This is a genomic window from Roseivivax marinus (assembly GCF_900109705.1).
GTDB classification, from domain to species: Bacteria; Pseudomonadota; Alphaproteobacteria; order Rhodobacterales; family Rhodobacteraceae; genus Roseivivax; species Roseivivax marinus.
This window is the reverse complement of the sequence record NZ_FOAI01000019.1, coordinates 30,066-47,313: the sequence shown is the minus strand read 5'-3', so window position 1 is coordinate 47,313 and position 17,248 is coordinate 30,066. Positions and strand designations below refer to the sequence as shown.

General features: G+C 67.8%; 18 protein-coding genes. 11 read left to right on the top strand and 7 right to left on the bottom strand.

All coding sequences use genetic code 11. The features are described from left to right. Nucleotides 1–6: 6 nt before the first annotated feature. From BMX29_RS17590 to BMX29_RS17565, 6 genes are all read left to right on the top strand, one after another. Nucleotides 7–1,125: a beta-ketoacyl-ACP synthase III gene (locus tag BMX29_RS17590; protein ID WP_092815456.1), complete on the top strand. Its 1,119-nt coding sequence runs from the start codon at nucleotides 7–9 to the stop codon at nucleotides 1,123–1,125. A gap of 82 nt (nucleotides 1,126–1,207) precedes the next feature. Beyond that, a complete protein-coding gene (locus BMX29_RS17585; protein WP_092815453.1) occupies nucleotides 1,208–2,005 on the top strand; it encodes a S49 family peptidase in 798 nt (265 codons plus the stop codon). Nucleotides 2,006–2,176: 171 nt separating this feature from the next. Next, complete coding sequence (locus BMX29_RS17580; protein ID WP_043845402.1) at nucleotides 2,177–3,124, top strand: calcium/sodium antiporter; 948 nt, start codon at nucleotides 2,177–2,179, stop codon at nucleotides 3,122–3,124. 22 nt (nucleotides 3,125–3,146) lie between these two features. Beyond that, nucleotides 3,147–3,941: an SDR family oxidoreductase gene (locus tag BMX29_RS17575; RefSeq protein WP_092815451.1), complete on the top strand. Its 795-nt coding sequence runs from the start codon at nucleotides 3,147–3,149 to the stop codon at nucleotides 3,939–3,941. 305 nt (nucleotides 3,942–4,246) lie between these two features. Continuing rightward, on the top strand, nucleotides 4,247–6,115 hold the full coding sequence (gene uvrC / locus BMX29_RS17570) for an excinuclease ABC subunit UvrC (protein ID WP_092815449.1): 1,869 nt from the start codon (nucleotides 4,247–4,249) through the stop codon (nucleotides 6,113–6,115). A 70-nt stretch (nucleotides 6,116–6,185) separates the two neighbouring features. Beyond that, a complete protein-coding gene (locus BMX29_RS17565) occupies nucleotides 6,186–6,671 on the top strand; it encodes a PRC-barrel domain-containing protein (protein WP_092815446.1) in 486 nt (161 codons plus the stop codon). Between the two features lie 36 nt (nucleotides 6,672–6,707). Here BMX29_RS17565 and BMX29_RS17560 read toward each other — a convergent pair whose 3' ends face one another. From BMX29_RS17560 to petA, 4 genes are all read right to left on the bottom strand, one after another. Further along, entirely contained in the window at nucleotides 6,708–7,112 is a 405-nt protein-coding gene (locus tag BMX29_RS17560) for a hypothetical protein (protein ID WP_092815443.1), read from the bottom strand. A 128-nt stretch (nucleotides 7,113–7,240) separates the two neighbouring features. After that, nucleotides 7,241–8,038 (bottom strand): cytochrome c1, encoded by a 798-nt coding sequence (locus BMX29_RS17555; RefSeq protein ID WP_092815478.1) that lies wholly within the window; start codon nucleotides 8,036–8,038, stop codon nucleotides 7,241–7,243. A 20-nt stretch (nucleotides 8,039–8,058) separates the two neighbouring features. After that, nucleotides 8,059–9,405, bottom strand: a complete 1,347-nt coding sequence (gene petB / locus BMX29_RS17550; RefSeq protein ID WP_043845393.1) for a cytochrome b — start codon at nucleotides 9,403–9,405, stop codon at nucleotides 8,059–8,061. Nucleotides 9,406–9,420: 15 nt separating this feature from the next. Continuing rightward, nucleotides 9,421–9,984 (bottom strand): ubiquinol-cytochrome c reductase iron-sulfur subunit, encoded by a 564-nt coding sequence (petA, locus tag BMX29_RS17545; RefSeq protein WP_092815441.1) that lies wholly within the window; start codon nucleotides 9,982–9,984, stop codon nucleotides 9,421–9,423. A gap of 229 nt (nucleotides 9,985–10,213) precedes the next feature. On the opposite strand from petA, the gene BMX29_RS17540 reads away from it, so the two are divergent. From BMX29_RS17540 to BMX29_RS17520, 5 genes are all read left to right on the top strand, one after another. Next, nucleotides 10,214–10,885, top strand: coding sequence for an outer membrane protein (locus BMX29_RS17540; RefSeq protein ID WP_092815438.1), 672 nt, complete (start codon nucleotides 10,214–10,216; stop codon nucleotides 10,883–10,885). Between the two features lie 175 nt (nucleotides 10,886–11,060). Next, on the top strand, nucleotides 11,061–11,768 hold the full coding sequence (locus BMX29_RS17535; RefSeq protein ID WP_092815435.1) for a DUF484 family protein: 708 nt from the start codon (nucleotides 11,061–11,063) through the stop codon (nucleotides 11,766–11,768). Then, nucleotides 11,765–12,688: a tyrosine recombinase XerC gene (locus BMX29_RS17530; protein ID WP_092815432.1), complete on the top strand. Its 924-nt coding sequence runs from the start codon at nucleotides 11,765–11,767 to the stop codon at nucleotides 12,686–12,688. The genes BMX29_RS17535 and BMX29_RS17530 overlap by 4 nt, the downstream gene beginning before the upstream one ends. Before the next feature lie 52 nt (nucleotides 12,689–12,740). Next, on the top strand, nucleotides 12,741–13,367 hold the full coding sequence (locus BMX29_RS17525) for an FMN-binding negative transcriptional regulator (RefSeq protein ID WP_092815429.1): 627 nt from the start codon (nucleotides 12,741–12,743) through the stop codon (nucleotides 13,365–13,367). A gap of 79 nt (nucleotides 13,368–13,446) precedes the next feature. After that, nucleotides 13,447–14,049, top strand: coding sequence for a glutathione S-transferase (locus BMX29_RS17520; protein ID WP_043845624.1), 603 nt, complete (start codon nucleotides 13,447–13,449; stop codon nucleotides 14,047–14,049). 14 nt (nucleotides 14,050–14,063) lie between these two features. Here the strand turns inward: BMX29_RS17520 and BMX29_RS17515 are convergent, their stop codons facing one another. Genes BMX29_RS17515 through BMX29_RS17505 form a run of 3 tightly spaced genes read right to left on the bottom strand, consistent with a single transcriptional unit; the run spans nucleotide 14,064 to nucleotide 17,246 of the window. Then, entirely contained in the window at nucleotides 14,064–14,762 is a 699-nt protein-coding gene (locus BMX29_RS17515) for a thiamine ABC transporter ATP-binding protein (RefSeq protein WP_092815426.1), read from the bottom strand. Further along, the gene (locus BMX29_RS17510; RefSeq protein WP_092815424.1) at nucleotides 14,755–16,266 is read right to left on the bottom strand and encodes an ABC transporter permease family protein; all 1,512 of its coding nucleotides are present in this window, start codon (nucleotides 16,264–16,266) and stop codon (nucleotides 14,755–14,757) included. The genes BMX29_RS17515 and BMX29_RS17510 overlap by 8 nt, the downstream gene beginning before the upstream one ends. Continuing rightward, a complete protein-coding gene (locus tag BMX29_RS17505) occupies nucleotides 16,242–17,246 on the bottom strand; it encodes a thiamine ABC transporter substrate-binding protein (RefSeq protein ID WP_092815421.1) in 1,005 nt (334 codons plus the stop codon). The genes BMX29_RS17510 and BMX29_RS17505 overlap by 25 nt, the downstream gene beginning before the upstream one ends. Between the last annotated feature and the right edge of the window lie 2 nt (nucleotides 17,247–17,248).

Below are 17,248 nucleotides of genomic sequence, written 5' to 3'. Positions count from 1 at the left end.
ACGAACATGAGCCAGCCCGCGATCACCGGCAGCGGTGTTTTCACGCCCGCCGAGGTCATCACCAACGACGAGCTGGTCGCCGCCTTCAACGCCTATGCCGACCGCTGGAACGAGAGCCACGCCGACGCCATCGCGGCGGGCGAGGTGGAGGCCAAGCCGCATTCCTCGTCCGAGTTCATCGTGCAGGCCTCCGGGATCGAGCAGCGCTACGTGCTCGACAAGTCCGGCGTGCTCGACCCCGACCGGATGTATCCCAGTCTGCCGCCGCGACCGGACGATGCTCCGTCGATCATGGCCGAGATGGGCGTCGACGCGGCGCGTCAGGCTCTGGCGCAGGCGGGCCGCAGTGCGGACGAGGTGGACTTCGTGATCTGCGCCGCCTCGAACCACGAGCGGCCCTACCCGGCGGTCGCCATCGAGATCCAGCAGATCCTCGGCGCCGGCGGCTTCGCGTTCGACATGAACGTGGCGTGCTCCTCGGCCACCTTCGGCATCCAGGCTGCGGCGGACATGATCCGCGGCGGCTCGGCCCGGCGCGCGCTGGTCATCAGCCCCGAGATCTGCTCGGGCCACCTGGAATGGCGCGACCGCGACTGCCACTTCATTTTCGGAGACGTGGCAACGGCGGTGCTGATCGAACCCGCAGAGGATGCCAAGGGCGCACGTTTCGACATCGTCTCGACCCGGTGCGCGACGCAGTATTCCAACAACATCCGCAACAACCACGGCTTCCTGCGCCCGGTCCACGACCAGATGGAGGACCGCCGGGACATGCGGTTCATGCAGAACGGCCGGAAGGTCTTCAAGGAAGTGCTGCCGCTCGTATCGGCCCATATCGCGGGGCACATGGGCGACGAGGGCTGGCAGGCCGGCGATCTCAAGCGGCTGTGGCTGCATCAGGCCAACAAGGCGATGAACGACTTCATCGGCAAGAAGGTCCTCGGCCGCGACCCGGAGGCGGGCGAACAGCCGAACATTCTTCAGGACTACGCCAACACGTCCTCGGCGGGCTCGATCATCGCGTTCGCGCAGAATTCCGACGATCTCGCGTCGGGTGACCGGGGGGTGATCTGCTCCTTCGGCGCGGGCTACTCGGTCGGCTCGGTCCTGGTTCAGAGGGCGTGAAGGGGGCCGACGCGGCGACATGCGCGTGCCTGCGTCCGGGCGCCGCTTGTTTGTCGCCGGTGGCGCCTCTACATCCCTCGGCATGAACATCCGACTGCCTTTCAGGAAATCCGTGCCCGTCGTTTCGATCGTCCGCCTTCAGGGCACGATCGGGGGAACCGGGCGCGGCGCGTTGAGCGACCGCGCGGTCGCCCAGCAGATCGAGCGCGCGTTCTCGCGCGGGAAGCCCAAGGCGGTCGCGCTGGAGGTCAATTCGCCCGGCGGATCGCCGGTGCAATCCGCGCTGATCGGCGCGCGCATCCGGCGGCTCGCCGACGAGAAGAAGATCCCCGTCTACGCCTTCGTCGAGGACGTGGCGGCCTCGGGCGGCTACTGGATCGCCTCGGCCGCCGACAAGATATTCGTGGACCGCTCGTCCATCGTGGGCTCCATCGGCGTCATCTCTGCGGGCTTCGGCGCGCATGTCTTCCTGCAGCGGCAAGGGATCGAGCGGCGCGTCCACACCGCGGGCGAGTCCAAATCCATGCTCGACCCCTTCCGCCCCGAGAGCGAAGAGGACGTGGCCCGTCTCGAGCGCTGGCTCGGACAACTGCACGAGACCTTCATCGACCACGTGAAGGGCCGCCGCGGTGACACGCTGGCCGACGATCCGGACCTGTTCACCGGCGAAATCTGGATCGGCGAGCGCGCGGTGAAGGTCGGGCTTGCGGACGGTGTCGCGCACCTCGCGCCAGAGATGAAATCGCGCTTCGGCGACAAGGTGAAGTTCCGCCGCTACGAGCAGAAGCGCCCGCTGCTGGCGCGCTTTGGGGCGAGCCTCGCCAGCGACGCGATGGCGGCGATAGAGGACCGCGCGGGCTTCGCGCGCTTCGGTCTCTGAATGATCCTGAAGATCGTTCTTCTCTTCCTCGTCTTCATGGGCGTCATGGGCATGTTCGGCAAATGGCGCCGCCCGCGACTGCCCAGGTTCGGCGCGGGCAAGTGCCCTGACTGCGGGCGCCACAGGATCGGAAAGGGGCCGTGCCCCTGCAAGCAGAACAGGAACGGCTGAATGGTCTGGCTGACGGCGGCACTGGGCCTCGCGGTCCTTCTTCTCGCGGGCGATGCACTGGTGAAGGGGGCGGTGAACCTCGCGCTGCGGCTGGGGGTGCCTGCGCTGATCGTGTCGCTCACCATCGTCGCCTTCGGCACCTCGGCGCCCGAGCTGCTGATCTCGATCAATGCGGGTCTGGAGGGCGCATCGGGCATCGCGTTGGGAAACGTGGTCGGCTCGAACACCGCCAACGTGCTGATGGTGCTGGGCATCCCCGCGCTGATCGCGGTGATGCACACGGCCGAGCACGACACCCGCAAGAGCTACTGGTTCATGATGGCGGCCTCGGTGCTGTTCATCGGCCTTGCGTTCCGCGGCGTGTTCGACTGGATCGCGGGCCTCGTGCTTCTGGCGGCACTGGCGCTGATCCTCGGGGACAACTTCTGGGACTCGGTCAAGCATCGCCGCGCGGGCGAGGCGGCGGACGCCGAAGAGGACCTCGAAGGGGCCGACCCGTCGATGCCCTGGTGGAAAATCATCCTGTTCCTCGCCCTGGGCCTGATCGGCCTGCCGTTCGGCGCCGACCTGCTGGTCGACAGCGCCACCGAGATCGCGCAGCGGTTCGGCGTGTCGGACACTGTGATCGGCCTGACCATGGTGGCGGTCGGCACCTCGTTGCCCGAACTGGCCACCACCGTGTCGGCGGCGCTGCGGCGACAGGCGGACGTGGCCTTGGGCAACGTCATCGGCTCGAACATGTTCAACCTTCTGGCCATAATCGGGATCGCGTCGCTGATCGCACCGATCGAGGTGGACCCCTCGTTCCTGCGCTTCGATCTGTGGGTGATGCTGGGTGCGTCGGTCCTGCTGGCGCCATTCGTGCTGTTCAAGATGAACCTGACGCGCGTCTGGGGCGTGGTCTTGTCGGCGGCCTATGTGGGCTATGTGCTCGTCGTGCTGAGCTGAGACATACCGACCGGAGACATCGATGACCGACACGACCCGACACCGCGCGCTTGTCACCGGCGGGGGCAAGCGGCTTGGCCGCGCCATGGCGCTCTACCTTGCGGACCGCGGCTGTGACGTGGCGGTGCATTACGGCGGCTCCGAGGATGCCGCAGAGGAGGTCGCCTCTCTGATCCGCGAGAAGGGCCGCGAGGCGGTCACGGTGCAGGCCGACCTGCTGGACGAGGACGCGACGCAGGCGCTTCTGCCCAAGGCGGCCGAGGCGCTGGGCGGGCCGATCACCCGGCTCGTGAACAATGCCTCGATCTTCGAATACGATTCCATCCACGGAGCCACGCGGGAAAGCTGGGACCGCAGCATCGAGAGCAACCTGCGCGCGCCTTTCGTTCTGACGCAGGCGCTTGCAGCGCAAGTGCCGCCAGCGCGCTCCGACGAGAACGGAGAGCCGCTGGCGCAGGGCCTCGTGGTCAACATGATCGACCAGCGCGTCCGCAAGCTGACGCCGCACTTCATGAGCTACACCATCGCCAAGATGGGGCTGTGGACGCTGACTCGCACCGCCGCGCAAGCGCTGGGGGGTACGGTGCGGGTGAACGCCATTGGACCCGGTCCGACCTTGCAGGGCGCGGATCAGCCCGCCGAGCACTTCGCGCAGCAGCGCGGGGCGACCGTCCTCGGCCGGGGTGCGAAGCCCGACGATATCTGCGCGGCCCTCGGTTATTTTCACGATTCTCCGGCGATCACCGGGCAACTTCTGTGCGTCGACGGTGGGCAGCATCTGGCGTGGCAAACACCGGACGTTGTCGGCAAGGGCTGACACCTTCGAGTGGAGTTGTGCACCGGCACACGGAGCGTCACAGACCCGTTACAAAAATCTTAAGAATAACAGGTGGTTGGTGATGCTTTGAAAAAGTATGCAAATAAAACAATGGGTTACGAAATGGCCTAAAAAACAGGCAAGTCGATTTACAGCCTTGTTCTGTTGGCCTAAGACGGCATGTCCGCAGAGTTGCCCAAAGACTTGTCCACAGGTTCGGTGGATGCCTTCCATCTTGCGACAGACCTCCGGATTGGGCAGCCATCCCTGCGAATCGACCGATTCGAAGAGCTTTGCACGACGCCATGACAACTTCGCCTGACACTCCGCCCAAAACGGGCCACGCGGTCATCCAGGATTATTTGCGCACCCTCGAGTCCTCGCCGGGGGTTTACCGCATGCTCGACGCGCAGAGCCGGGTGCTCTACGTCGGGAAGGCGCGCAACCTGAAGGCGAGAGTGTCGAGCTACGCGCGCCCCACCGGGCATACACCGCGGATCGCACGGATGATCCGCGAGACCGCGTCGATGATGTTCCTGACGACGCGCACCGAGACCGAGGCGCTGCTGCTCGAGCAGAACCTCATCAAGCAGCTCAAGCCGAAGTTCAACGTGCTGCTGCGCGACGACAAGTCGTTCCCGAACATCCTCGTCACCGGCGACCACGCCTATCCGCAGATCAAGAAGCATCGCGGCGCGAAAACCGAGAAGGGCAGTTATTACGGACCCTTCGCCAGCGCCGGGGCGGTGAACAGGACCCTGAACCAGCTGCAGAAGGCGTTCCTGCTGCGCAACTGCACCGACAGCGTCTTCGAGACCCGCACGCGGCCGTGCCTCTTGCACCAGATCAAGCGGTGCAGTGCGCCCTGCGTCGGCAAGATCTCGGAGGAGGACTACCGCGCCAGCGTGCAGGACGCCGAACGCTTCCTCTCGGGGCGGGACACGAAGGTACAGGAGACGCTCAAGGAGCAGATGACCGAGGCCTCCGCCGCGATGGAGTTCGAACGTGCCGCCGCGCTGCGCGATCGCATCCGCGCGCTGACACAGGTGCAGACGGCGCAGGGCATCAACCCGCGCAGCGTGACGGAGGCGGACATCCTCGCGCTGCACCTCGAGAACGGGCAGGCCTGCGTGCAGGTCTTTTTCATCCGCGCGAACCAGAACTGGGGCAACCGCGACTTCTACCCCCGCGTCGGCGAGGACGTGGACCAGGCCGAGGTTCTGGAGGCCTTCATCGGCCAGTTCTACGATACGAAAGAGCCCGCGCGGCTGCTGCTGCTGAGCCACGAGATCGAGAACCCCGACCTGATGACCGAGCTTCTGTCCGACAAGCTTGGCAGGAAGGTCGAGATCGCGGTGCCTCGCCGGGGCGAGAAAGCCGAACTGATGGAAGGGGCGATGCGCAACGCCCGCGAGAGCCTCGGCCGCAAGATGGCCGAGAGCGCGGCGCAGGGAAAACTCCTGCGCGGCCTCGCCGAGGCCTTCGGGCTGGAAACCGTGCCGGAGCGGATCGAGGTCTACGACAACTCGCACATCCAGGGCGCCCACGCGGTCGGTGCGATGATCGTCGCGGGGCCGGACGGCTTCATCAAGAACCAGTACCGCAAGTTCAACATCCGCGGCGAGGACCTGACCCCAGGCGATGACTTCGGGATGATGAAAGAGGTGCTGGCGCGTCGGTTCAAGCGCCTGCTCAAGGACGACCCGGACCGTGAAAAGGGGCTCTGGCCGGATCTCCTGCTGATCGACGGCGGCGCTGGACAGGTCAGCGCCGTGCACGAGATCATGGCCGAGCACGGGGTCGAAGACGTGGCGATGATCGGCGTCGCCAAGGGCGTCGACCGCGACAACGGCAAGGAAGAATTCCACCGCTTCGGGCAGCGGCCCTTCGCGCTGCGGCGCAACGACCCGGTTCTCTACTTCGTGCAGCGGATGCGCGACGAGGCCCACCGCTTCGCCATCGGCAGTCATCGCGCCAAGCGGGCCAAGGCCGTTTCGGCGAACCCCTTGGACGAGATTGCCGGGGTCGGCGCATCGCGCAAGCGGGCGCTGCTTCAGCATTTCGGATCGGCCAAGGCAGTGAGCCGCGCGAACCTCGCAGACCTCAAGGCGGTCGAGGGGGTGTCCGCGGCGCTGGCCGAACGCATCTACGGGCATTTCCACGACAGCGGCTAAGCCGATTGGCCGGAACAAAGGAAGGGCAGGGCGGTTCCTCACTCGGTTGTTGTCCCGAGGAGGTTCCCCCATGTCCCGTGCCATTTACGCCGCGCTGATCGCTGGCGGTCTCGCTTTTCCCGCCTTCGCCCAGGACTCGGGGTCTTCGCAAAGCGGGGATGACGCCGCCGCGCAGGAGCAGGCCCAGGCCGAAGACCAGCAGCAGGACCAGCAAGCCTACATCACCGCGTCGATGATCCAGGATGCACGGATCGTCTCGCTCGAGGGCAATTACGACTCGACCGTGTGGGAGGGCGAGGAGCCCTTCGCCGCCATGCTGGCCGACCTGAGCGAGATCGGCGAGGTCGAGGAAATCGTCATGGACAACCAGGGCCAGGTGCAGGGCCTCACGACCGACGTGGGCGGCTTCCTCGGCATTGGCGACAAGGCGGTGATGATCCCGCTGAGCGATATCCGTCTCGCGCGGTCCCCCGATGACGATGACGAGCTGTCAATCGTCACCCGCCTCGACCGCGAGGCACTCGAGAACCAGCCGGCGTTCGAGATCGACGACTGATCCACGGGGGCGCGGGGCGATCGTGCCCCGCGTCGTTTACTGGATCGAAAGGTCCAGCCGGAAGGATGTGGTGGCGCCTGTGTCGCGGTCGTTGCCCATCTGGTAGACGCGCAGTGTGTAGGTGCCATCCTCGGGCAATTCTATCCGGGCCGTGTCGCCCTCGGTGGAGCCGATCCAGATCGCCACGTCGTCGCTGCCCGGCGGCAGGATGTTGAAATACACGGTGCCGTAGCCGTCGGACTCCACGACATCGATTTCCGCGAACAGCTCCTGCCCGCCGCGCGCGGCGACGACGTAGTCGGCATAATTGCGGCCGGTGATCTGACCCTCGACCATGGCGCCGTAATTGCCGGGCTCAAAGCGGACCTCGGACCGAGCTTGGGCCGTGGCAGCCACGGGCAGGGCGAGGATCAAGGCAAAACAGGTCAGCAGGCTTTTCATCACGACGACTCCTGTGAACGGGCTAGTCCATGTTGCGCCCGCCTACGCGATCCGGCAACTGCCGCCGCGCAACGAAAAAGGCCCCGCCGGACGGCGGGGCCTTCGCATGAGTCGGACCGAGGGAAGGCTCAGGCCTCGTCGGCCTTGCGCTTCACCGGCTTCCAGATGCGCTTGTTGGTGAGGTAGAGCAGCACCGACAGCAGGGTGAGGAAGACGACGCCGGTCAGGCCGGCCTGCTTGCGCGCCATCATCTTGGGCTCGGCGGTCCACATCAGGAACGCGGCCACGTCCTGGGCTTCCTGCTCGAGCGTGGGCTCGGGCTGGCCTTCGGAATAGCTCACGTCCTCGCCGTAGAGCGGGGGCGCCATCGAGATCCAGCCGCCCGGGAAGGCGGTGTTCTCGTAGAGGATGGTGCCGGCCTGCTCCATCTGCTCACCGGTGTAGCCGGTCAGCAGCGACGCGATGTATTCCGGGCCGCCCATGCCCTTGACCAGCTGGTTGATGCCGGTGCCGTACGGGCCGTGGAAGCCCGCGCGCGCCTTGGCCATCAGCGACAGGTCCGGGGCGCCGACGGCATCGTTCGCGGGGAACGTGTCGGTGGGCGTGGCAGGACGGTAGTCGTCGAGGTCCTCGTCGAAGACCTCGTAGTTCTGCTGGGCGTAGGCGCGGACCTCGGCGTCCGAGTAGCCGGGGCCGCTTTCGTCGCCGAGCGCCCGCAGCGGGACGTATTGCAGACCGTGACAGCCCGAGCAGACCTGCGTGTAGATCTGCAGGCCGCGCTGAAGCTGCGCTTGGTCGTAGCTGCCGAAGGGGCCCTCGAACGAGAAGTCGAAGTCCTCGATTTCCTGGTGAACCTCTCCGGCGGCGTGGGCGCCGCCGGCAAGGCCGGTCGCAAGGAGGGCGGAGAGGGCGAGTTTCTTAATCATCTCTTTCGTCCGATCCATTCTCATTCCGCCGGAGCGACGTTGGGCTTCTGGGCGGTGCCGCCGGAGGCGCCGTAGTGGGCCTCGAAGTCGGCCTCGATCGTGTCGGGGCGCTTCAGCGGCTTCTCGATCACGCCAAGAAGCGGCAGGATCACCAGGAAGTAGGCGAACCAGTAGGCCGAGGCGATCAGCGAGATCCAGTCGTAGGGGAAGGTCGTCGGCTGCGCGCCGACCCACATCAGCACCACGAAGTCCACGACGAGCAGGGCGAACCACCACTTGAACATGGGGCGGTAGCGGCCCGACCGGACGCTCGACGTGTCGAGCCAGGGCGCCAGCGCCATGACCGCGATCGCACCGAACATGGCGAGCACGCCGAAGAACTTCGCGTCGATGATGCCGCCGGTGATGAAGCTCGCCAGCTGCACGACCCAGACTTCCGAGGTGAACGCACGCAGGATCGCGTAGAACGGCAGGAAGTACCATTCGGGCACGATGTGCGCGGGCGTTGCCAGCGGGTTGGCCTCGATGTAGTTGTCGGGGTGGCCGAGGTAGTTCGGCATGAAGCCCACGATCGCGAAGAACACGGCAAGGATCACCGCCAGCGCGAACAGGTCCTTGAGGACGTAGTAGGGCCAGAACGGAACCGTGTCCTTGGCCGCTTCGCCCTTGGAGCCGCGGCGGACCTCGACGCCCGAGGGGTTGTTGTTGCCGGTGGTGTGGAACGCCCAGATGTGGACGATCACGAGGCCGGCGATCACGAACGGGAACAGGTAGTGCAGCGAGAAGAAGCGGGTGAGGGTGTAGTTGCCCACAGCCGGTCCGCCCAGAAGCCAGGTTTGGATGGTCTCGCCGATGAACGGGATTGCGCCGAACAGGCCGGTGATCACGGTGGCGCCCCAGAACGACATCTGACCCCACGGCAGCACGTAACCCATGAAGGCGGTGCCCATCATCAGAAGGTAGATCAGGATGCCGATGATCCACGTGACTTCGCGCGGAGCCTTGTACGAGCCGTAGTAGAGGCCGCGGAAGATGTGGAAGTAGACCGCCACGAAGAACAGCGATGCGCCGTTGGCGTGGATGTAGCGCAGGGCCCAGCCGCCGTTCACGTCACGCATGATGTGCTCGACCGAGCGGAACGCAAGGTCGGCATCGGGGGTGTAGTGCATCACCAGCGTGATGCCGGTGGCGATCTGCAGGACCAGGGTGAAGGTCAGCACGATGCCCCAGATCCACATCCAGTTCAGGTTCTTGGGCGTGGGGATCATGATGGTGTCGTAGAGGATGCCGAGGATCGGCAGCCGCTTGTGGAGCCACTTTTCGCCGCCGGTGGACGGCTGGTAGTGGTCGTGGGGAATTCCGGCCATTCGGTGTGTCCTCCCTCAGCCCAGTACGATGGTGGTTTCGCCGTCGAAGGCGGCGACGGGAACCGGCAGGTTCTGCGGAGCGGGGCCGCGGCGGATCCGCCCGGCGGTGTCGTAGTGCGAGCCGTGGCAGGGGCAGAACCAGCCGTCGAAGTCGCCGGCGCCGTTGCCCAGCGGCACGCAGCCGAGGTGCGTGCAGACGCCCATCATCACCAGCCACTGGCCGTCGGGGTCCAGCGTGCGGTTCTCGTCGACCGCGTCGGCCTCGCCCTGGATGTTCTCGTTGCGCGCGATCGGGTCGATCAGCTGCGACAGGTCGACGGCGCGGCCTTCCTCGATCTCGGTGGGCGTGCGGCGGCGGATGAAGACCGGCTTGCCGAGCCACTGCACAGTGATCTGGCTGCCCTCGGAGACGCCCGAGACATCGACCCGGATCGACGACAGCGCGCGCACGTCCGCCGAGGGGTTCATCTGGTTCACCAGCGGCCACACCGCGGCGCCTGCGGCGACGGTGCCCGCGCCTGCTGTGGCATAGTAGAGGAAGTCCCTCCGGGTGCCTTGCGTATCTTCTGCGTGGGACAAGAGGTCATCTCCATTCCTGAGCGCCCCGGACGGGCGCGCGATTGGCCTGTCGGGCCACGGAACGCCGCCGCAGCCTTATGGAGGCGGTGTTTAACGGGACCTCCCGCGCGCGTCCAGATTACAAAGGCGCGGAAATGCACGCAGCGCGGTTGTGTCGCGGTTGAGTGGAACCCAAGTTGCCTGTAACGGTTCGGATACGTGCCGTTCCGGCATTGGGGATGACTGACGAATGAAGACCACCTGGCTCGCGGCTGCCGCCACCGCGGCGGTCCTGGTTCCGGCCTCCGCGCAACTCGTCGCGGCGCAAGACTACGAATTTTCGCTCTACTCGGGCTGGCAGACCGCTCCGCACAGCCGCGTGGAAGGTGACTATCCCGGAACCGGAGAGGACTTCGACGCCCTCATCGGGTGGGACGGCAAGTCTTTCGAGATGCCGCCCTACTATGGCGTGCGAGGAACGTGGTGGAAGACCGACCGTCTGGGCTTCGGCGTCGAGTTCACCCACACCAAGGTCTACGCCCCTGATGACGAGAAGGCCGAAATCGGATTCGAGGACCTCGAGTTCACCGACGGCCTCAACATCGTCACGGCGAACGCCATGTATCGCTGGCCCGACCGCTGGGGGTCGTTCACGCCCTACGTCGGCGGCGGCGTCGGTGTGTCGGTGCCCCACGTGGACGTGGACACCACCACCGGCATCGACACCTACGAGCTGCAATACGGCGGTCCGGCCATGCGCCTGATGGCGGGGGCAAGCTACGACCTGTCCGAGCGCGTCGCGCTTTTCGGGGAATACCAGTTCACATACTCGGCCAACGACGTCGAGCTCGAGGGTGACGGCGACCTGCAGACGAACATCAAGACGAACGCGGTCAATTTCGGCCTAACGCTCAAGTTCTGATCGCTTGCGGCGGGCGCTATCGCCCGCAAGCGTTGCGTGACCGGCAGGCAACCTCCCGCCACAGGAGGGGACGGGCCGGATTGACTTGCCGCGGCAACTTCGGGAAACCGGGATAAAACACTGGCCGCGCGCGCGGTTCGCCGCGCGACGACGGATCCCGAGCACGAGGCAGCCGATGACCGACCCCGCACGAATCGAAGACTCCCTGCGCGAGACGATCATCGCCCAGCCGGACATGGTGCTCGAGGACACCGAGCTCATGCGCGCGCTGGTGGCCGCGAACGAGCGGGCCCTCGGCACCAACATCGTCGACCTGCGCGGCATCGCGATGGAACGGCTGGAAACCCGGCTGGACCGTCTCGAGGAGACGCACCGCTCGGTCATCGCGGCAGCCTACGAGAACCTTGCCGGGACCAACCAGATCCACCGTGCCATCCTGCGGATGCTCGACCCGGTCGAGTTCGAGGCGTTCCTGCGCGATCTCGGCGGCGAGGTCGCGGACATCCTGCGCGTCGACTGCGTGAAGCTCGTGCTCGAAAGCCGGGACGGCGGCGAAGTGCCCGCGGTGCGCCGTCTGGGCGAGGTTCTGACCGTGGCCGAGCCGGGCTTTGTCGACGACTACATCGCCGCCGGCCGGGGCGGGCCCGCACGTCCCGTGACCCTGCGCCAGCTGGGCGAGGGCGATTCCCGCATTTACGGCGAGCTGGCCGACTGGATCCGGTCCGAGGCGTCCCTGCGGCTCGATCTGGGTGAAGGCCGCCTGCCGGGCCTGCTGATCCTCGGCGCAGAGGACCCCCACCAGTTCACGCCGCAGCACGGCACCGATCTTCTCGGCTTTTTCGCCGGGGTGTTCGAACGCTCGATGCGGCGCTGGCTGGCATGAGCCTCGCGATCTCGCCCCAGGCGCGCGACGCGCTCGAGGGGTGGATCGCCGCCGCCGGTGCCCTGCGCGGCAACGCCCCGGCAACCCTGTCCGCCTATCGCGGCGACGTGGTCGAGTTCATCGCCTTCATGACAGCCCACCGGGCCGAGCCGCAGGGCCTGGCCGCGCTGTCGCGGATCGAGGTGCGCGACATGCGGGCCTGGCTCGCCGGCCTGCGCTCGGGCGGTGTCGGCTCGCGGTCGGTTGCGCGCAAGCTGTCGGCGGTCAAGGCGTTCTACCGCTGGCTGGCCGAGCGCGAGGGCTTCGAGCCCACGGCTGTGCTGACCACCCGCGCCCCCCGTTTCCAGAAGAAGCTGCCGCGCCCGATGACCGAGGATGCGGCACGGGACATGATCGGCACCGTGGAGTCGCAGGCCGACGGCTGGATCGCCGCGCGCGATGCCGCGGTGGTCACGCTGCTATACGGCTGCGGCCTGCGGATGTCCGAGGCGTTGGGCCTCACCGGCGCGTCCGTGCCGCTGGCCGAAGCGCTGCGGATCGTCGGCAAGGGCGGCAAGGAGCGGGTCGTGCCGGTATTGCCCGTGGCCCGGACGGCGGTCGACCGGTACGTTGCGCTTTGCCCGTTCGACCTCGGGGCCGAAGACCCGCTGTTCCGCGGGGCGCGGGGCGGGCCGCTGAACGCGCGGCTGGTCCGCAAGGCGACCGAGCGCGCGCGGCTCCAGCTCGGCCTGCCGTCGAGCGCGACGCCCCACGCCTTCCGTCACAGCTTTGCCACGCATCTGCTGGCCTCGGGCGGTGACCTGAGGGCGATCCAGGACCTGCTGGGCCACGCCTCGCTGTCGACGACGCAGGCCTATACCTCGGTCGACGGCGCGCATTTGATGAGGGTCTACGAGGACACCCACCCCAAGGCGCGTTGACAGGGGCCCCACCGGCCCGTCTGGATGGGCGCGACCCGACAGGTTTGATCAAATGCACCCGAATCCCGCTTTTCGCACCTCCGACCACGCAGCCGACATCGCCTTCGCCCGTGAGCGCGGCTTCGGTGTGCTCGCCGTGGGCGACGGTGCCGGCGTGCCGCACCTGTCCCACGTTCCGTTCCTTTTGTCCGGGGACGGCACCACCGCCGAGCTGCACCTCGTCCGGTCGAACCCCATCGCCCGCTCGGTGAGCGACCGCGCTGGCGCACGGCTCGCCGTTTCGGGCCCGGACGGCTACGTCTCGCCCGACTGGTACGGCCTCGACGACCAGGTGCCCACGTGGAACTACGTCGCCGTCCACCTTACCGGCACGCTCGAGAGGCGACCGACGGACGAGCTGCTCCCCATGCTCGACAGGCTGTCGGAGGCGTTCGAGGCCCGCCTCGCGCCCAAGCGGCCCTGGACCACCGCCAAGATGACCGAGGCCGCGCGCGACAAGCTGCTGCGCGTCATCGTGCCCTACGTCCTGCGGGTCGATGCGATCGACGCGACGTGGAAGCTGAACCAGAACAAGACGCCCGGGGCGCGCTACGGTGCGGCCGACCGGATCGCGGCGGCGGGCATCGGGCACGAGCTCGACGCCCTCGCGCGGCTGATGACCGATCCGCCGGCGCCGTGATCCTGCTTCCCCTTTCGGCGGGCGCGGCGCGGGTCTAGCCTGCGCCACGACACGCAACAGCCCGGAGGCCCCCGCGATGATGACGCTCCTGATGGCCGGACCCTCGCCCTACGTGCGCAAGGTCCGCGTCACGCTGATCGAGACCGGCCTCGCCGACCAGACCGAAACCCAGAAGGTCGCGGCCTCGCCGCTCGAGCCCGATCCAACGCTCACCGCGATGAACCCCGTGGGCAAGGTGCCGACGCTCCTGCGCGAGGACGGCCCCGCGCTCTACGACAGCCGGGTGATCTGCCGCTACCTCGATGCACGTGCGGGCGCGGGGCTCTATCCCGAAAGCCGCCTGTGGGAGGTCCTGACGCTGGAGGCGACGGCGGACGGCATCCTCGATGCCGCCGTGGGCATGATCTACGAGGCGCGCTTCCGCCCCGAGGAGAAGCGCCACGCGCCGTGGCTCGAAGGGCAGTGGGCCAAGATCGCCCGGTCGCTCGACGCGCTCGAGGACCGCTGGACCAGCCACCTCGCAGGCCGCGTGACCATGGCGCAGATCGCCATCGGCTGTGCGCTTGGATACCTTGACTTCCGCCACCCGGAGAGGGACTGGCGCGCGGGGCGGCCGCAGCTGGCGGCGTGGTTCGAGAAGGCCTCCGAGACCGAGGCGATGCAGGCGACGAAGCCCGAATAGGGCCGGTTCAGGACTCAGTCGCCGAGATAGGCGCGCAGGGCGGGGGGCGGATCGGAGAAGAGCGTCTCCGTGGCAACCGGCGGGTGCACGCGGCCCTCGTCCACAAGGACGGTCTGTGCGGCGAAGCCCTGCGCGTCGCGGGGATCGTGGGTGACTACCAGAACCAGGGCATCCAGCGTGTCGCCGACGTCTCGCACCAGGTCGAGCATTTCGCGCTTGAGCGCCGGGCCGAGGGCCGCAAAAGGCTCGTCGAGCAGCATGACCGGGCGGCGCTGCAGCAGCACACGTGCAAGCGCCGCGCGGCTCTGCTGACCGCCGGACAGGTCGCCGGGACGACGCGCGCCCATCTCCGGCAGGCTGACGCGCTCCAGCGCCTCGCTTCGAGCGGTCCGCTGGTCCGCGTCGAGACGTCCGCCGCGCGGTCGGAGCGCCAGCGCGAGGTTCTCGTTCACGCTCAGGTGCGGAAACAGGTTGTTGTCCTGGAAGAGCGTCGCCACCGGACGCCGGCCCGGCGGCTGGTCGGTCAGGTCGGAGCCGTCCCAAAGGATACGGCCCGCGTCGGGCGCGCGGAATCCGGCAATCAGGTCGAGCAGCGTGGATTTTCCCGCCCCCGACGGCCCGATCACCGCCACGCGGCCCGCGCGGGGCAGGGTCAGGTCCGCCTCCAGACGGAACGCGCCCGCGCCGTGGGTCACGCCTCGCACCTCAAGCATTCACCCGTCCCCCTCGGTCGAACAGCCAGAACAGCCCCAACGACAGCGCCAGCAGCAATAGCGCCGCGCCCTGGGCCGCCTCCATCCGGTAGGAGCCCATCAGCCCGTAGACGTGGAAGGGCAGCGTCGCGTGGCCGGGATCGGCGAAAAGGGCGATCACGCCGAGGTCGCCCATCGACAGCGCCGCCGTCAGACCGGCAGCGAAGCCCAGCGGGCGGCGCAGGCGCGGCAGCAGGATACGCATGAGCCAGACCCGTCCCGAAAGGCCCAGCGACTGCGCGAGCCTGCGATGCTCGGCGCGGATGCTCTCGGCCTCGGGACGCAGGATACGCAGCGCAAAGGGCAGCGCCGCCATCGCGTTGACCAGCATGGTGACCGGAAGGGCTAGGTCCGTGGGCGCGGCATAGGGGCGAACCACGATGAACAGGCCCGTACCGATCACCAGGGGCGAGATGGCGATGCCCGCGAGGCCCGCGACCTCGCCCCGGCGCGTGGCAAGAGGCAGCGCCCAGAGAAGGCACAGGAGCGTGGAGGCGAGCGCCACGGCCAGCGACCGGCCCGCGGACGCCAGGGTGGAGGCGCCGAGTTGCGTGAGCCCCGGCACGCCGTTCAGGGTCACCAACACCAGCGGGGTGAGCAGGAACAGCGCCGCGAAGCCGATCCACGCCGCATCGAGCACCTTCGCGCCCGCGCGGTCCGCGTCCCAGCGCGGGATCGCACGGTCGAGGCCCGCGCCGAAGCCGGTGCCCCCTGACAGCGCAAGCGCGACGAGGCCCGCCGACAGCGCCAGTGCCAGTTGCAGGCACGCCAGCGCGGCAGCGCGGCCAAGGTCGAAGTCGAAGCGCATGGCCTGGTAGATCGCCAGCTCCACCGTGGTCGCGCGCGGCCCGCCGCCCAGTGTCAGCGCCACGGCGAAGGAGGACAGGCAGATCACGAAGATCACCGCGAAGGCCTGAGGCACGATCCGGCGCAGCATCGGCCATTCCAGCACGCGCAGCATCGTCCACGGACCGAGGTCGAGCGCGGCGGCGAGGCGCAGCCGCTCTCCGGGGATCGCCAGCCAGCCTTGCAGGATCATCCGCGTGGCCAGCGGAAGGTTGAAGAACACGTGCGCGAGGATCACGCCGTGCGCACCGTAGATGCTGAGAGACGGCAACCCGAGGCCCGACAGCGCACGGTTCACGAGGCCCTGCGATCCGAAGACCGCGATCAGGCCCAGCACGGCCACGATCACCGGCAGGATGAACGGCGCGCCCAGCAGGGCCACAAGCAGGCCGCGCCCGACGAAACGACGCCGGGCCAGCGCGCGCGCCACCGGGATCGCCAGCCCGACACTCAGGGCGGCGGAGGCCGCCGCCTGCCAGAGCGTGAAGCGCAACGCCTGCATGTCGCCGGGGCCGAAGGACGCGAATCCTCCGGCCCGCCAGACGACCGCCACGACGGGCCCCAGCGCCAGAAGCGCCACGAGGCCCGCCGCGATTACTGCGAAAGACCGCGCCGCCACGCCTCGATCGCCTCCTCGCGCCGCGCCGCGGCCTCGTCCTCGTCGTAGAACAGGACCTCGTCGGGCAGCTCGAGAGCCTGGAAGCCCTCCGGCCACTTCTCGCGCGGGAGCTTGGCCGGGATCGACCAGTTGCCGGTGGCGATCATCGACTGGAAGTCCTCGGACAGCACGAAGGACAGGAACTCGTCCGCAAGCTCGGGCACGTCGGTGGTGGACGTTCGCGCGACCAGCTCGACCATGAAGTAGTGGCCCTCGGGGAAAATCGCGGCCTTCACCGTATCGTCGTCCTCGGCGATCAGGTGGTAGGCGGGCGACGTGGTGTAGCTCAGCACCATGTCGGCCTCGCCGTCGGTGAAGAGGCCGTAGCTCTCGGACCAGCCCTTGGTGACGGTGAGGATCTTCGGTGCGAGCGCCTCCCACGCGGCCTGTGCCTCGTCGCCGTAGACTGCATCGATCCACAGCGCCATGGCGAGCCCCGAGATCGACGTGCGAGGGTCCTGGATGACGATGGACAGATCGTCGGGCGCCTCGAGCAGGGCGTCGAAGCTCTCGGGCGGCTCGGTCACGCGGTCGGTGTCGTAGACGAAGGCCGTGTGCCCGTAATTGTAGGGCAGGAAGGTGTCGTCGGTCCATTCGACCGGCAGGGTCAGGTCCGAGGTGTCCTGCCCATGCGGGGCGAAGAGGCCCGACTCGCGCGCCTTCCGCGTCACGTCGGTGTTCAGGCCGAACACGATGTCGGCGTCGGTGCGCTCGCCCTCGAGCATGAGGCGCGGCAGCAGATCCCCGGTCGAGAACTGCAGGTCGCAGTCGCAGCGCGCCTCGAACATCTCCTCGATGCGGGGGCCGGGCCCCCATTCCGAGGCGACGTAGTCGCCGGCATAGACGGTCAGCACGGGGCGGTCTTCCTGCGCAGCGGCGACGGTGCCGAGGGCGGAAAGCGCGAGCGTGGTGGCCGCGGCGAGCGGGGTTGTGGCATTCATGG

Bases quoted from the DNA above. Each gene is read 5' to 3' on its own strand.
- BMX29_RS17565 (WP_092815446.1), top strand. From the start codon at position 6,186: ATGTCCCGTGCCATTTACGCCGCGCTGATCGCTGGCGGTCTCGCTTTT.
- BMX29_RS17515 (WP_092815426.1), bottom strand. From the start codon at position 14,762: ATGCTTGAGGTGCGAGGCGTGACCCACGGCGCGGGCGCGTTCCGTCTG.
- BMX29_RS17530 (WP_092815432.1), top strand. From the start codon at position 11,765: ATGAGCCTCGCGATCTCGCCCCAGGCGCGCGACGCGCTCGAGGGGTGG.
- BMX29_RS17585 (WP_092815453.1), top strand. From the start codon at position 1,208: ATGAACATCCGACTGCCTTTCAGGAAATCCGTGCCCGTCGTTTCGATC.
- BMX29_RS17575 (WP_092815451.1), top strand. From the start codon at position 3,147: ATGACCGACACGACCCGACACCGCGCGCTTGTCACCGGCGGGGGCAAG.
- BMX29_RS17540 (WP_092815438.1), top strand. From the start codon at position 10,214: ATGAAGACCACCTGGCTCGCGGCTGCCGCCACCGCGGCGGTCCTGGTT.
- BMX29_RS17505 (WP_092815421.1), bottom strand. From the start codon at position 17,246: ATGAATGCCACAACCCCGCTCGCCGCGGCCACCACGCTCGCGCTTTCC.
- BMX29_RS17525 (WP_092815429.1), top strand. From the start codon at position 12,741: ATGCACCCGAATCCCGCTTTTCGCACCTCCGACCACGCAGCCGACATC.
- BMX29_RS17535 (WP_092815435.1), top strand. From the start codon at position 11,061: ATGACCGACCCCGCACGAATCGAAGACTCCCTGCGCGAGACGATCATC.
- petB (WP_043845393.1), bottom strand. From the start codon at position 9,405: ATGGCCGGAATTCCCCACGACCACTACCAGCCGTCCACCGGCGGCGAA.
- BMX29_RS17590 (WP_092815456.1), top strand. From the start codon at position 7: ATGAGCCAGCCCGCGATCACCGGCAGCGGTGTTTTCACGCCCGCCGAG.
- BMX29_RS17560 (WP_092815443.1), bottom strand. From the start codon at position 7,112: ATGAAAAGCCTGCTGACCTGTTTTGCCTTGATCCTCGCCCTGCCCGTG.
- BMX29_RS17580 (WP_043845402.1), top strand. From the start codon at position 2,177: ATGGTCTGGCTGACGGCGGCACTGGGCCTCGCGGTCCTTCTTCTCGCG.
- uvrC (WP_092815449.1), top strand. From the start codon at position 4,247: ATGACAACTTCGCCTGACACTCCGCCCAAAACGGGCCACGCGGTCATC.
- BMX29_RS17555 (WP_092815478.1), bottom strand. From the start codon at position 8,038: ATGATTAAGAAACTCGCCCTCTCCGCCCTCCTTGCGACCGGCCTTGCC.
- BMX29_RS17520 (WP_043845624.1), top strand. From the start codon at position 13,447: ATGACGCTCCTGATGGCCGGACCCTCGCCCTACGTGCGCAAGGTCCGC.